This window comes from Geodermatophilus sp. SYSU D00696 (assembly GCF_054050235.1).
This window is the reverse complement of sequence record NZ_JBJGYY010000037.1, coordinates 1-13,940: the sequence shown is the minus strand read 5'-3', so window position 1 is coordinate 13,940 and position 13,940 is coordinate 1. Positions and strand designations below refer to the sequence as shown.

9 protein-coding genes, 1 other RNA gene and 1 riboswitch are annotated in these 13,940 nt (G+C 73.1%); of the genes, 2 read left to right on the top strand and 8 right to left on the bottom strand.

Going from position 1 to position 13,940, the window contains the following annotated elements:
• Positions 1–17 precede the first annotated feature (17 nt).
• The 5 genes from ACI79O_RS19495 to ACI79O_RS19475 form a co-directional block, all read right to left on the bottom strand.
• On the bottom strand, positions 18–3,764 hold the full coding sequence (locus ACI79O_RS19495) for a CHAT domain-containing protein (protein ID WP_456914956.1): 3,747 nt from the start codon (positions 3,762–3,764) through the stop codon (positions 18–20).
• A gap of 66 nt (positions 3,765–3,830) precedes the next feature.
• Positions 3,831–4,667 (bottom strand): hypothetical protein, encoded by an 837-nt coding sequence (locus ACI79O_RS19490; RefSeq protein WP_456891937.1) that lies wholly within the window; start codon positions 4,665–4,667, stop codon positions 3,831–3,833.
• 153 nt (positions 4,668–4,820) lie between these two features.
• A complete protein-coding gene (locus tag ACI79O_RS19485) occupies positions 4,821–6,281 on the bottom strand; it encodes a family 14 glycosylhydrolase (protein WP_456914955.1) in 1,461 nt (486 codons plus the stop codon).
• A 100-nt stretch (positions 6,282–6,381) separates the two neighbouring features.
• Entirely contained in the window at positions 6,382–8,532 is a 2,151-nt protein-coding gene (helR, locus tag ACI79O_RS19480) for an RNA polymerase recycling motor ATPase HelR (protein WP_456914954.1), read from the bottom strand.
• A 199-nt stretch (positions 8,533–8,731) separates the two neighbouring features.
• Entirely contained in the window at positions 8,732–9,865 is a 1,134-nt protein-coding gene (locus ACI79O_RS19475) for a serine hydrolase domain-containing protein (RefSeq protein ID WP_456891931.1), read from the bottom strand.
• A gap of 180 nt (positions 9,866–10,045) precedes the next feature.
• On the opposite strand from ACI79O_RS19475, the gene ACI79O_RS19470 reads away from it, so the two are divergent.
• Positions 10,046–10,384 (top strand): GYD domain-containing protein, encoded by a 339-nt coding sequence (locus tag ACI79O_RS19470; protein ID WP_456891929.1) that lies wholly within the window; start codon positions 10,046–10,048, stop codon positions 10,382–10,384.
• On the opposite strand, the gene ACI79O_RS19465 is transcribed toward ACI79O_RS19470, so the two are convergent.
• From ACI79O_RS19465 to rnpB, 3 genes are all read right to left on the bottom strand, one after another.
• On the bottom strand, positions 10,275–11,156 hold the full coding sequence (locus tag ACI79O_RS19465; RefSeq protein ID WP_456914952.1) for a response regulator transcription factor: 882 nt from the start codon (positions 11,154–11,156) through the stop codon (positions 10,275–10,277). The two genes, ACI79O_RS19470 and ACI79O_RS19465, sit on opposite strands and share 110 nt — an antisense overlap.
• A 110-nt stretch (positions 11,157–11,266) precedes the next feature.
• Complete coding sequence (locus tag ACI79O_RS19460) at positions 11,267–11,830, bottom strand: dihydrofolate reductase family protein (RefSeq protein WP_456914951.1); 564 nt, start codon at positions 11,828–11,830, stop codon at positions 11,267–11,269.
• A 243-nt stretch (positions 11,831–12,073) separates the two neighbouring features.
• Positions 12,074–12,486: RNase P RNA component class A (rnpB, locus tag ACI79O_RS19455), an RNA gene on the bottom strand.
• A 201-nt stretch (positions 12,487–12,687) separates the two neighbouring features.
• Positions 12,688–12,847, top strand: a riboswitch (cyclic di-AMP (ydaO/yuaA leader).
• A gap of 259 nt (positions 12,848–13,106) precedes the next feature.
• Here rnpB and ACI79O_RS19450 point away from each other — a divergent pair.
• Positions 13,107–13,757 carry a hypothetical protein gene (locus ACI79O_RS19450; RefSeq protein ID WP_456891901.1) on the top strand — a complete coding sequence of 217 codons (651 nt, stop codon included), beginning with the start codon at positions 13,107–13,109 and terminating at the stop codon, positions 13,755–13,757.
• Positions 13,758–13,940 lie beyond the last annotated feature (183 nt).

Genomic DNA, 13,940 nt, shown 5'->3' with positions numbered 1-13,940 from the left:
CAGCCAGCCAGGACACCTCAGTGCACCTCCACTCCGACAGCGCGTGTGCCGGCCTGCCGTGTGGCCGGCAGTTCGTCCTCCGCCATCCAGCGCAACAACTCATCCGGCTCGCGTTCCCGGAGGGGAGCGAATCCCTCGTTCAGGTAGGGAGCGAAGCGGGCATCGTTGGCGTGGCTCAGCCGCCAGAGGGCCGCGGTCATGTGCTCCTCCATCGCGTCCTGTCCCTCCAGCGACGTGTAGGTGTTCCTCGTGGCGAGGACCCCGGTCACGAAGGCGGCCGCAGCGGGCAGTTCCTCGGGCGGGATGGTGTCCAACAGTGCCTCGGCACGATCGGCCAGGTCGGCCATCTGTGTCGGCACCTCGATGTGCACCCGCTCCCACGGGACGGCGTCGAGAACCGCCAGCACGCGGTCCACCTCGGCGGGGAACTCCAGCACGTCGTCGACCGGATGTCCGGCAGCGATGTCACGGACCAGAGCGTCGACCGCTCCGGCTTGGCCCTCGACGACGTCACGGTCGAGGAAGCTGGTCTTCTGGGTGGACCACAGGTGCCACAGCAGGCCACAGACCATGGGGAGCGTCCGCTCCTCGCTGGTCGCCGGCACGTGGCCACCCGCGATCAGCTTCCGCGTCAGGAGTCGGCAGTACGCAGTGGCGGAGATCGTGTCCTCGAAGCGGTTGGGGTGCCCGAGGACCACGGCGTTGTAGCTGATGTCGTGCAGTCCGGTCTCCACGACACGGGGGGTGACGCGACCGCGCTGTTCCTCCGCCCGCTGCTCGGACACGAGGACGACGTCGACCACGGCGTCCATGGCCGGGTCGGGCTCGGTGCCGTCCGGCAGGCGCTGCGTGATGGTCAGTCCCCGAGCCGCCATCTCCGCCCGACGGAGGCGCGCTCGGATGCCGAAGGCCATGCGACCCCACGCAGGCTGCTCCGGCCCGAACGTCTCCAGGTGCGTGACGGCGTCACGCAACAGCTGTTCCTCGGTCCAACGAGCGGGTTCCGGCAGCCCGACCTGCGCACGCAGGAGGCGGAGGACGGCCTGCGCCTCGGGGGCGCCGAGCTCGTCGGCCAGGGCGAGCGCGATGTCGACGTCGGCGCGCGTCTGCTGGTCGGAAGACCCCGGTGCGATCCCGGCCGCCGCTGAGACGAGCGCACGAGCAGCAAGGAGCCGGTGGTGGGAGGAAGGCCCTGCGAGGGCCTCGGCGAGCCGCTGCTCCGCGGCGGCGTCGGTGGCGCCGGGCTCGATGTCGAAGTAGGTGCGGATGAGCTCACCGGCGGCATCGACGGTCTCGTCCTGGCGCTGACGAGGATCGAGGACGTGCCAAGGGTCTCCGATCAGGACGACTCGCGCCAGCACCGCGGGATCGACACCATCGGCAAGGAGCCGCCGACGGGCTGCCAGGAGAGCTTGACCGGCAGGCGCGTCCTGGCTCTCCTCGTAGAACCGCACGGCGATCGACGTCGAGGCGGTGTCGAGGACGTCGGTCGTGTTCGCCACCACGGCCGGGGCACCCATCTCGGCGAGCGTGAACGCCAAGCCGCGCGCCTGTCCCCCGCCCAGGTAACGCGTCCGTCCCAGCTCGCAGGTGTTGAGGTAGACGAACGGCGGCCGGGGCGCGGGCCGCCGGAGGAGGTCGTCGACCGAGAGCCGCTCACCATTGGGCAGCACCAGGTACTCGGTGCCGGCCTCGGAGGTTCCGTGCGCAGCGACGTGCAGCACGTCGACCCGGCCGAGGCGCTCGGTGAGGTAGTCCGCGGAGAGCCTCCCGGGGGAGATCTGCGGCGCGTCGAAGCCGCGGCCGGCCAGGACGTCTCGGACGGTCGAGACCTCGGGGTCGGCGGTCGGCAGCGGACGTTCGGGCAGACCCTCCGCGGCTGCGACCGCGAGGGCACGCGGAGGCCGCTGCGGCGGCAGGACGGGGGTGTCGAGCGTCCGCGCCAGGTGACGGAGCGAGGTGAACCTCGCGACCACACGGGAACCCATCAGGTGGGCCGTGCCATCGTGGAGGAGCTCCCAGGGGACGTCGGACAGCACATGACGGTGATCGGGCGCCACCAGCACGGTGTTCGCGGCATGCAACGTCTCCTGGACGGCTCCGGGGAGCGCGTCGAACGCCGCCCGTGCCGGTCGTGTCAAGGCATCCGCGGTCCCGCCGAGGAGTCCTGCGCTGCTCTTGAACAGGGCCAACTCCGCCGCGCGGTCGAGTTGCTCGACCGCGCCGGCGAAGGTGCGGTCGACGCGGTGGACGGAGACGGTGGCCGAGTCGACCAGGACGATGTCCTGCTCGCCGGAATCGTGCTCGTGCGGGATGACGGCAACCACCCCGTCGGCGCCCGCGAGAGCAGCCGCGACACGGCCGAGGGTGTCCTGGACGACGCGCAGACCGGCGGCCAGCGCGCTGGCTCCGTCACCCAAGACGTCCTTGCCGCCCAGCATCGTCCTCGGCGGGATCCGCGGTACCCGCAGGAGGTCCAGCAGGCCGGCGATCCGGTATCGGGTGGGCTCGTCCTCCATGTCCGGAGCACGCCCGAGCAGCCAGCTCGCCGTCTCCGCCACGAAGGGGTCGAAGAGAGCCCGGAGACGAAGATCTTCGAACGCGTCCGGATCGGATCTGCGGGCCGCGTCGAAAACCGTGAGGAACATGTCGATCATGGCCGAGACGCGCTGCTCGTCACTCGACCTCCGGGCGAGCAGACCCGCATAGCTCCCGAAGAGGAAGGCCAGAGGGACGGCAGGGCTGCCGGGCCGGCTCATCTGGGACGTCACGGCTTCGTGGAGGGCACCGTTCGCGAGCTCGTGGTCGCCGGTACGTTCCATCGCGGACGCCATCGCGGCAGCCATGGCGATCTCGAGAGCCCGTGCCTCCCCGTGGTCCGTCGGGACCGCGGAGTACCTCTCGATCAGCTCGGGCGGGAGGTCACCGGCCTCTCTCAGCAGAGCGGCCGGATCGGCTGACGATGCCCTGAGCAGAGCGTCTGCGAAGGCGCGCGCATCGCCCGGAGCGAGCCTGGACACGGGATCGACGAGCAAGAGTGGGTGGACGGCCTTGGCGAGGCGGCGATCGGCGATCGCCGCACGGATCGCCTCGGTGAGCTCAGCCAGGCCCGCAGCGTCGCCGTCGATGGTCCGGAACGCACCCAGGAGCGCGTCCACGTGCCACTGCCCGAGTTGCACCTCGGTGGCGTGCCGGAGGCCCTCACGCTGCTGCTGCGAGACGTCGCCGACGCCGTACATCTCGGGCAGCCACAGCTCCAGGAGGCGGTCGCGGTGCGTCTCCGCCGTCAGCGACCCCAACCAACGGCGCGCCTCGGCGAAGGCCGTGCGTGCTTCGGTCCTCTCAAGGCCGAGCTCCTGCAGTTCCGCTCGCACCAGCGCGCTGTGACCCAGGGCAGCCGACGCGATGACGTCGTCGGGATCGCGGCCGGCCAGCCGCGCGTCGGCGCTGCGGAGTGTGGACAGTCCGTCGAGCCGCGCACCATCGCGCTGCTGCGAGGCCGCCAGGTGCGTCAGCAGGAGCGCGGCCGGGCCTGGATGGCGACCGCTGGATTCGGTCATGAGGTCGGCGTCCAAGCCCGCCCTGACCGCCCCGGCGACCAGGTCGGTCCGGTGCGAGGACCACATCCCGGCGACGAACTGCCAGGCGAACAGCCGGGCGTCCGTGCCGTATTCCGGCTCGCGCACCACCAGGTTCTGCAAGGCGTCGCACGCCCGCTCCGCTGCGCCGGCGTCGCGACCACCAGAGCGCACGTAGCTGCTCATCGCCTCGAGGTACTGGGACACCCAGACCTGACCGGCCCGGGTCGTGGGTGGCGTCCGCATGTCCGGCTACTCCGAGGCGATGACGAACAGCAACGGCACCACGGGCTCCTCACCCGCGCGGGCACACAACGCGTAGTCATGTCGACCCGGTAGCTCGAAGTCGGCTCTGAAGCCCTCGGACCGTTGGCATGTCGCGCCGAGCTCGAGAGTCGAGGGCAGGCCCGGGACGCCGAGCTTCACCTTGATGGACCAGCTGCGCATGGTCGTCGATGACCAGGACAGGCTCGTCGCGGTTGCCCGATCTGCCCGGCGCTCGATCTGGGGGACGGTGTAGCCGGCGGCGCGTATCTCCGCGACGCTCAGCGTCGCGCCGTTCAGGGGACGGAACTCTCCCACCAGGTCGCGCACGCGGAACTGGGGCGTCTCTTCCCGTTCGTCCACGTCCACGCGCAGGAGTTCCTCACCCGTCAGGTCGTTGACGTACGGGATGACGGTGAGGTGGATCAGCGTCTCGTAGAGCACTCCCTGCCCGTCAGCGGGCAGGACCACGTCGCGGGCGAGCTCTTGACGGCTGAAACCCCCGAAGCCCATCGCGGGCACGATCGAGATCTCCGCGCGGTGCTCTCGCTGGCCCACGACCTCGTAGGTGAGTTCGGCCGTGCTGCCGGGCGCGGCCCACAGCTCCGCGAGAGGGACCCAGGCGGGTGCACGTTCGCAGAGGGGGACCCCGCGACGGAACCCGCGTAGCCAGTCCCACATCTGTTGTGCGACCGCCCCGACCTTGCCACGGACCGCCGGGACTGCGTAGTCACGGTCGGCGACGTCCTCTGGCGACTCGGCACCGGCCTCCATCAGCTCGAGAAGCCCTGGCACGTAGTTCCAGCTCACCGTGGGTGCTGTCATCAGACCTCTCCTCGCAGACGATGGGGCCAGCCTGCGGTGAGGGCGTCACCGGTGCGTCACCGGTGAAGAGTGCGACCCCCGTCCGGGAGTCAGGTGCCGCCCACGGGAGGGTGTCCGGGACACCCGCCCGTGGGCGGTGGTGACGCCGGGCGGTCAGCGGTTGGGGCTGTACTTCTGGATGAACTGCGCGTAGCGCGTCTCGCCGACGCCCTCGGCCACGTCGTTCATCCGCAGCACGGTCAGGCCGAGGTACCCCCACCCGTCGAAGGCCTCGTTGATGTTGTCCCAGCCGCCGTCCCAGGTGACCCCGCCGGAGAGCGCGTTCTCGCCCTTGAGGTCGACGCCCGCGCGGAACCCGTAGTCGCCGATCCACTGCACGAGGGTCTGGGCCAGCGAGTACTGCGGCGCGTAGTTCTGGTCGTCCATCTCCAGCGCGGTGAAGTGCATGACCACCTCACGCGGGCCGCCGTCGAACCGGTTGGCGAGCTCGACGATCCGCGCGTAGCCGTGCCCGGTCGCCCACGAGTTCTCGTCGACACTGGTCTGGATCAGACCGGTGGTCACCTCGGTCGCCCGCGGGTGCACCGGGTGGGTCATCTGCCAGTGGATGCCCGGGACCTTGTAGCCGATGTCGGCCTCGGGGAACTCGTTGCCCAGCGTGCGGATGACCGTGGTCAGCACCCGCTCGCCGTGGTCGACGAGCGAGCCGTTGTACCAGTCGACGAAGTCACGGCCGTACTGCGTGTCCATGTACGCGCGGCTGGTGAAGAAGGCCTCGGCGTCGGCCGGCGGGGCGATCTCGTCCGCCGACCGCAGGGTGGTCCCCCAGGCACGGTTGACCGCCCGCAGCGAGCCGTACTGCTGGACCATCGACTTCTGGAAGTCGCGGACGGCCAGCGGGGAGTACGACTGCAGCGCGCCCCGGGTCGGGTAGTCGGTGCCCGTGTCGTGCTGGTTGTAGGAGGGGTACCGCAGCTCGCCGGACGGGCCGAGCGAGACGTTGATCTCCACCACCTCGTCGGCGTAGAGGTCGCCGTAGCGCTGCTCGAACGCCCGGGTGAAGTCCCGGTACTCGTTCATCACGATCTGGTCGGCCCAGCCCTGCACGGTCTCGCGGCTGTAGTTGCCCTGCTCGCTCTTGTGCTGCAGGCCGTTCGGGCCGAGCTTGACCCCCCGGAAGCTGCGTCCCTCGTACTTCGGCCACAGCCACGCGGGCAGCAGGCTGGTGTAGTCGTCGCCGACGTTCCCGCCGCACTGGTGGAAGGACAGGATCGGCGCGAGGTCGAGACCCTTCGAGGTGATCACCTCGAAGATCCGGTCGTAGTAGGCCCAGTCGAACTGGTTGTCGGCGACACCCTCGACGTCACCCCACCAGACGTCGACGCTCACGGCGTCCACGCCGTAGGCGGCGACGGTCTCCAGGTCGGCCTCGAAGTCCGCCCACTCCCCCGCGGACTCCACCTTCAGCGGTGCCATGACGTTGGCGGTGAACTCGGGGTTGTCCTTGGCGACCGGCCCGGGGGGCACCGGGCCGTCGGCGGGCGCGGCCTGGGCGGTACCGGCGCCGGCGAGGAACAGGCTCAGGGCGGCGATCGCGACTGTGGTCCGTCTCACGGCGCTGCATGCTGCCAGTCGGTCACGGTTCGGTCACAGGGGGGTTTCCGGCCGAAGTCGTCCGCCCAGCGTGTCCGGCCGGACGCGCCCGGCGGCCTGTTCAGGAACTCGTGAGGACGACGAGCTGCCGGGTCGCCCGGGTCATCGCGACGTAGCGGTCGACCGCACCCTCGATCCCTGTCCCGAACGCCGCCGGGTCGACGAGGACGACCAGATCGAACTCCAGTCCCTTCGCCAGCTCCGGGGTCAGCGAGCGGACCCGGGAGGTGGCCCGGAAGGAGGGGTCGCCGATGACGCAGGCGGTGCCCTCGGCGTTCCCGGCGAGCCAGGCCTCGAGCACCCGGTGCAGGTCCGCGACCGGTCCGGTGAGGACGGGGACGCCGCTGCTGCGGACGGACGTCGGCACGTTGGCGTCCGGGAGCACGGCGCGGATGACCGGCTCGGCCTGCGCCATCACCTCCGCCGGCGTCCGGTAGTTGATGTCCAGCGAGGCGATCCGCACGGAGGCGAGCCCGACCCGCGCGAGCCGTTCCTCCCACGACTCCGGGAAGCCGTGCCGGGCCTGCGCGCGGTCGCCGACGACGGTCAGGCTGCGGGAGGGGCAGCGGCGCAGCAGCACCTGCCACTCGGCGTCGGTGAGCTCCTGCGCCTCGTCGACGACGACGTGCGCGAACGGGCCGGCGAGCAGGTCCGGGTCGGCGGTGGGCAGCGCGGCGTCGTCGACCAGGGCGTCGCGGAGGTCCTGGTGGCGCAGGCTCGTCATCAGCAGCAGCTCGGAGTCGTCGGCCGCGATCAGCTCGTCGATGACGCCGGCCATCCGCTCGTGCTCGGCGGCGACGACGGCGTCGTGCCGCCGCCGGCGCCGGGCCGCCTGGGCGTCACCGAGTCGCTGGCGGGCGGCGTCGAGGAGCGGCAGGTCGGGCAGCGTCCAGGCCCGCGCGTCGGCGCGCTGCAGCGCCCGGACGTCGTCGCGGCCGAGCCAGGGGGCGCACCGCCGCAGGTAGGCGGGCACCGACCACAGGTCCCCGACGACGTCGGCCGCCTCGAGCAGCGGCCACGCGCGGTCGAGGGCCGCCCGCAGGTCGCCGTCGCGCTGCAGCGTCCGGCGGAGCAGGCCGACCGGGACGTCGTCGTCCTCGTGCGCGTCCACCAGGATCGCGAGCAGCGCCTCCCAGACCTGCTCGCGCGCCTCGTTGTGCGGCGTGCCGGGCTCGGCCGCGTCGAACGCCTCGGCCCAGTCGTCGGGGTCCAGCCAGACCTCGGCCCACGGGGTCGAGACCGTCGTCCCGGTGGTGGGCGGCTCCTCGTGGAACCGGACGGCGGCCTCGATCACCTCGGCCATCCGGGCGGACGACTTCAGGGCCGCCACGTGCGGGTCGGTCTCGACGACGGCGTCGGCGCCCTCGGGCACGAGGTCGCGCAGGGTGGCGGTCTGCACGCCCTCCTCGCCGAGGCTGGGCAGGACGTCGGCGACGTAGGCCAGGTAGGGCTGGTGCGGACCGACGAACAGCACCCGGCCCCGGCCGGGACCGAGCCGGGGGTCGGAGTAGAGGAGGTAGGCGGTGCGGTGCAGGGCGACGACGGTCTTGCCCGTCCCCGGGCCGCCGTCGACGACCAGGGCCCCGTGGGACCCGGCGCGGATGATCGCGTCCTGGTCGGCCTGGATGGTGCCGAGCACGTCGCGCATCCGGTCCGACCGGCTGCCGCCGAGGCTGGCGAGGAAGGCGGACTGGTCGTCGAGCGCGGCGTGGCCGACGAGCCCGTCGGGGGTGAACACCTCGTCCCAGTAGTCGGTGACCCGGCCGCGGGTCCAGCGGTAGCGGCGGCGGCTGGCCAGGCCCATCGGGTCGGCGTGGGTGGCCCCGAAGAACGGCTCGGCCGCGGGCGACCGCCAGTCGACCAGCAGCCGTCGGCCGGCGCGGTCGGTGAGGCCGAGCCGGCCCACGTAGACGGGCTCGGGGTCGTCGGACCGGACCATGCGGCCCAGGCACAGGTCGAGGCCGAAACGGCGCAGCGTCCGCAGCCGGGCGGTGAGCCGGTGGACCTCCAGGTCGCGGTCGAGCGCCGCCTGGCCCTCTCGGTCGGGGGCCCGGCGCTCGGCGTCGAGGCGGGCGGACAGGTCGGCGACGGTCTGCCCGAGGCTGTCGGCGATGGCCGCGAAGTGCTGCTCGTCGGCCGCGACCAGCGCCGGGTCGGCCTTGGCGGCGAGGTGGTCGGGGAGGTCGAAGGCACTGGTGGTCAGGGAGGGCACGTCGGCTCCGATCCGTGGTGCGGGACGCCGGTGCCGGCACGGCCGCGCGCGGGGCACGCGGCGCTGCGGATGGGGTCGCTCGTCCCGTTTCCGCAGGTCCGGGCGTCGGCCGGGCGAGTGTGGGGCATCCCCCGGCCCTTGCCGCAAGCCCCCTGCTGCGCTATACGTTGGAAGTGGCGGGGGGTGGTCCCGCCGGACCTCAGATCGCGGCGTAGACGGCGTCGATGTAGGCCTGCGCGCGCGGGGAGCCGACGATGCCCGGTGCCATCCGGTTCATCATGTAGCTCGTCGTCACCCGGCGGTCGAGGTCCATCACGATCATCGAGCCACCCCAGCCACCCCAGAAGGCGACCCGGCCCCCCGGCAGGTAGGGCACGGCCGCGGACGGCGACAGCCCGAAGCCGATGCCCATGCGGAACGGCACGCCGAGGACCAGGTCGACGCCGTCGGCCTGGACCTCGAAGGCCAGGTCGAGGGTCTCGTCCGACAGCAGCCGGACGCCTCCGGCCTCGCCGCCCAGCGACACGACCCTCATGACGTCGAGGACGCCGCGGGCGTTGCTGTGCCCGTTGAGCGCGCCCAGGTCCGCGGCCCGCCACCCGGGCGTGTTGGCCTTGCTCGCGTCGGCCACCGGGCCGGTGAAGCAGCGGACGACCGGGCTGGCGGGGTCCATGGCCGCCAGGTCGAACGCCAGGGGCGGCGGGGGGACGACCGGCGCGATGCGGCCCTCGTCCTCCGGCGCGGCGCCGATCTGGAAGTCCGCCCCGAGCGGGCCGGCCAGCTCCTCGGCCACGTACTGCTTGAGCGACCGGCCGTCGACGCGACGCAGCACCTCGCCGAGCAGGTGGCCCTGGTTCTGCGCGTGGTAGCCGGACGCCGTCCCCGGCTCCCACCACGGCGCCTGGGCGGCGAGCCGCGTGACCGAGCTGTCCCAGTCGTACATGTCCTCCACGGTGAACGGCGGGTCCCAGCCGGCCACGCCGGAGGTGTGCGACATCAGGTGTGCCACGCGGATGCCCGCCTTGCCGTTGGCCCCGAACTCCGGCCAGTACTCCGCGACGGGGGCGTGCACGTCGAGCCGGCCCTGCTCGACCAGCGTCAGCACGGCGAGGGCGGTGATCGTCTTCGTCGTCGACCAGACGTTGACGATCGTGTCCTGCGTCCAGGGCGTCGTCCGCCCCTGGTCGCGCCAGCCGCCCCAGATGTCGACGACGGTCTCCCCGTCCACGTCGACGGCGATGGAGCCACCGAGCTCGTCGCCCTCGAGCTGCGCGGCGAACGCGTCGCGCACCCCGCGGAACCGGTCGTCGTACGTGCCGTGGACCTCGGCCATCAGGACTCCTCGGGGCCGGCGCGACCCCGGTGTCGCGTCGGCTGGATCCCACCACCGGGCTCGTCGAGGACGCAACGCGCCTCGGCCCCGGACGACGCCGACCCGCTGGGCGCCGGCCGGTCGTAGGCTCCGATCTCCACTCGCGGAGTCGCGCACGCCGACGCTCGGGAGGGAGCGACGATGCCGCTCTACCTGACCAGGTTCAGCTACACCCCGGAGACGTGGGCCCGGCTGATCGAGCACCCCGAGGACCGCCGGACTGCTGCCCGGACCTACATCGAGTCGGTCGGGGGGCAGTTCCACGGCTTCTGGTACGCCTTTGGCCCGCACGACGGGTACACCCTGTGGGAGGCCCCCGACAACGTGTCCATGGCCGCGGTCGCGCTCGCGCTGTCGGCCGGTGGCGCGCTCAGCACGGTGGAGACGACGGTGCTGCTGAGCGTCGACGAGACGATGGACGCCATGCGGACGGCCGCGCAGGTCCGGTACCGGCCGCCGGGGGCAGCGTCGCAGGGATAGCCGTACCGGCCTGCGGTCGCGGCCGCGGGAGGATGCCGAGCTCGCGCGCCCGGTCGACGGCGAGCAGCCGGTCGTGGCGGTCCAGCTTGCGATAGGCGTTCTCCAGGTGCTTGTGCACCGTGCGGGGGCTGATCCGCAGCAGGCGCGCGGCGGCGTCCGCGGTCAGCCCGTCGCCGACGTGAGCCAGGACCTGCACCTCGCGGGTGGTGAGGCCGAGCCGCTCGGCCGCCGCCGCGCCGTCCGGCGTCGTCGCCGACCGCGCGCCGACGGCCCGGTCCAGCAGCGCCAGGACCGGCTGCAGCGCGCACGCCGACGCCAGCTCCTGGTCGGTGAAGTCGGCACCCGACCGGTTCACCGTCCACCCCCGGCCGCCGGCCGCCGTGCGCGCGGTCAGGATGGTCAGCTGGTGCTCGGCGCCGCCCGGGCGGAGCAGATCGACGTAGGCCGGACTGCGCAACAGGTCCGCCCGGGTCGCCACGTCGCTCAGCCGTCGAGGCGCCGGCGCACCGCGGGACCGGTCGGCACGGTAGCTGCGCACCACCGGATGGCTGTCGGCCAGGGCGAGGAACTGCCGGGCCACGTCGCCACCGGGCCGTCCGCTGCGCGGCAGTCGCTCGACCCGGGCCCACCGACTGCCGAGGTCGAGCGCCACGTGCCCGATGAAGTCGGCGTGCAGCAGGTCCGTCAGGGCTCCGGCGACCACGCTCAGGTACTCGGCCCGGTCCGTCACGCCGTCGAGCTCGCCGACCAGCTCCGGCGACACCGACCGCATCCGCCCTCCCCACACGGCGACCCCGACACCGACCGCGGAGGTCGTGCGGAGGACGACAGCGTGGCACCGGATCGCCGTACCCGGCCAGACCGGCGCCCCGGCCCGGCCACTCAGTGCTTGGTCTCGTACCTGGTCAGGAGCACGCCGCCGGGGAACGTCCGGGTCTCCACCAGGGTCAGGTCCACCCGGTCGTCCAGGGCCGTGAAGAGCGGCGTGCCGCCGCCCACCAGGACCGGGTGGGTGACGAGCGCGTACTCGTCGACCAGCCGGGCCCGCATGGCCACCGCGGCGAGGGTGGCGCCGCCGACGTCCATGGGACCGCCGTCCTCGGACTTGAGCCGGGTGATCTCGGTGACGGCGTCACCGGTGACCAGGCGGGCGTTCCCGTCGACCGCGCCGATCGTGGAGGAGAACACCACCTTCGGCATGTCCCGCCAGCGGCGGGCGTACTCGATCTGCGCCGGTGTGGCGCCGGGCTGCTGGTCGGCGGTCGGCCAGTGGGAGCTCATCGCCTCCCACAGCCTGCGCCCGTACAGCGCCAGGCCCGTCGCCCCCACCCGGTCGGACCACCACTGGAACAGCTCGTCGCTCGGCACGCTCCAGCCGAGGCCGTCGCCGGGCGCGGCGATGTAGCCGTCCAGGCTCACGTTCATGGCGAAGGTCAGTTTCCGCACGGCGCAGCCTCCCGCGAGTCGGTGTCCGGCGTACGGACCGACGCGGCGCGGCGAACTGATCGGTCGGACCACACCGAGGGCCGCTCGACCGGACCGGGAACACCGCGGGACACCCTGCTGGACGGTCGCGGTCTCGTCGTCCGGGAGGGGCCGTCTGACGCCGGCCGGGGGTCGCGCCGACGACCACCTGTACGGACCGACGCCGCCCGCTGAGCGTGGGACCGGAGGTCGACGGCGGGACGACGGACGAGTCGGCCTGTACGCCGGGTTCTGTCCTCGGGCGCCTCGCGGCCTCCCGATGGGCGGTCATCCATCTAGGCCCGCCGTTGCCGGCGGGCTCGAGCGGTCCACCCGCAGGCTCGGGCGGGCAGCCCTCGAACGCCTGCGCGGGACGGCGGTCCGGTCGCCCAGCCGCCGTCCCTTCTCGACCTTGCTCCGGGTGGGGTTTACCGAGCCGCACCGGTCACCCGGTGCGCTGGTGGTCTCTTACACCACCGTTTCACCCTCACCAGCGGCGAGCCGCTGGCGGTCTGTTCTCTGTGGCACTGTCCCGCGGGTCACCCCGGGTCGCCGTTAGCGACCACCCTGCCCTGTGGAGCCCGGACGTTCCTCGGCGACGGGGTCTCCCCCGCCGACGCGACCGCCCGGCCGACTCGTCCGTCGTGCGGCCAGTCTACGGGCCCTCCGCACGGGGTCCCATGACGCCCGGCCACCGGCGCGACGCTCCCGGTGAAAAGACACGCCGGGGCCCACCAGCCAACTCCTCCAGTTCACTGACCCGGAGTTGGCACAAGCGCACAAGACCTCTACGGTTTCGGCGTCCGGTCGGTCGTCACCTCCCCCATCCGGGGGAACCGCGCCGGATGCCGCCGAGTCGCGCCGGCCCCGTCGGCGCGAACCGGGGACCCACCGCACCACTGGGGTGAGTCCCGCCTCCCGAGCCCTGCTCGGGGGCGGGTAGGGCGCATCCCCGCCCGAACCCGTCAGCTGACCCGGTAGGCGGCCAAGGGAGAAACGGAGATCTGCAGCGAGGGGCGCCGAGCGGCGCCCGTCCTCGCACCCCCAGACACCGTCGCCGCGACCCGCTGGACACCTACGCCGGTCGCCGCGTACCGGGCACGGACCTCGGCACCCCTGCGCGTCGCCTGCCTCCGGCGGGCTCCGCACGGTCGCGCGCGTCCGGCTGCCCGTCCCCTCAGGTCACCCCTCATCCGGAACGGGGACCCGCCCGGTCAGCGGGCGGCCCCACGGACCACAGTCAGGAGCTCTCCTCACCATGCCCTCGAACACCCCTCGCCGCACCGGCGTCCGCCGGTCGCTGACCGTCGGCGCCTTCGCCGTCGCCTTCGGCCTCGCCGGCCAGTCCGCTGCTCAGGCCCACGACTGGGACCGCGACCGCGGCTGGGACCGTGGCGGCTGGGACCGCTGGGACCGGACCTCGGCCACGGCTCCGGCCGAGTCCGGGTCCGAGGCCTCGGCGGAGGCCCCCGCACCCGCCCCCGCTCCGGCGGAGGCGCCCGCGGTGCCCACCGGGGCTGCCGCACCGGCTCCGGCTGCGACGCTGCCCGTCTCGACGGACCTGAGCGGCAAGCCGACCCCCACCTCGACCGCCTACAGCGCGTGGGCGGCGCACGTCCGCCCGGTCGTCGCCGAGGTCACCCAGGCCTTCGGTGTGTCCACGGTCCTCACCCGGCCCGGCCACTCGCCGACGCAGGAGCTCGCCGCCGACTTCATGGTCTACAGCGACTCCGCCAAGGGTGACGCCGTCGCCCAGTACGTGATCGACAACGCCGAGCGGTTCAACGTCGACTACGTCATCTGGGAGCAGCGGATCTACATGATCGGCGGCTCCGGCTGGCAGGCGATGGAGGACCGCGGGTCGATCACCGCCAACCACTACGACCACGTGCACGTCAGCTTCAACTGACCGGCGCCGTGGGGACGCGGTACCCCGGCCGCGTCCCCACGGCACGCTTCGTCGTGCACCGGCCGGCCTCATCCCGCGGGGGGGGGGGGGGGGCGCCCGCGCGGGGCGGGGGGGGGGGGCGGGGGGCGGGGGGGGGGGGGGGGGGGGGGGGGGGGGGTGGGGGGCGGGCCGTGGGCCGTCTGG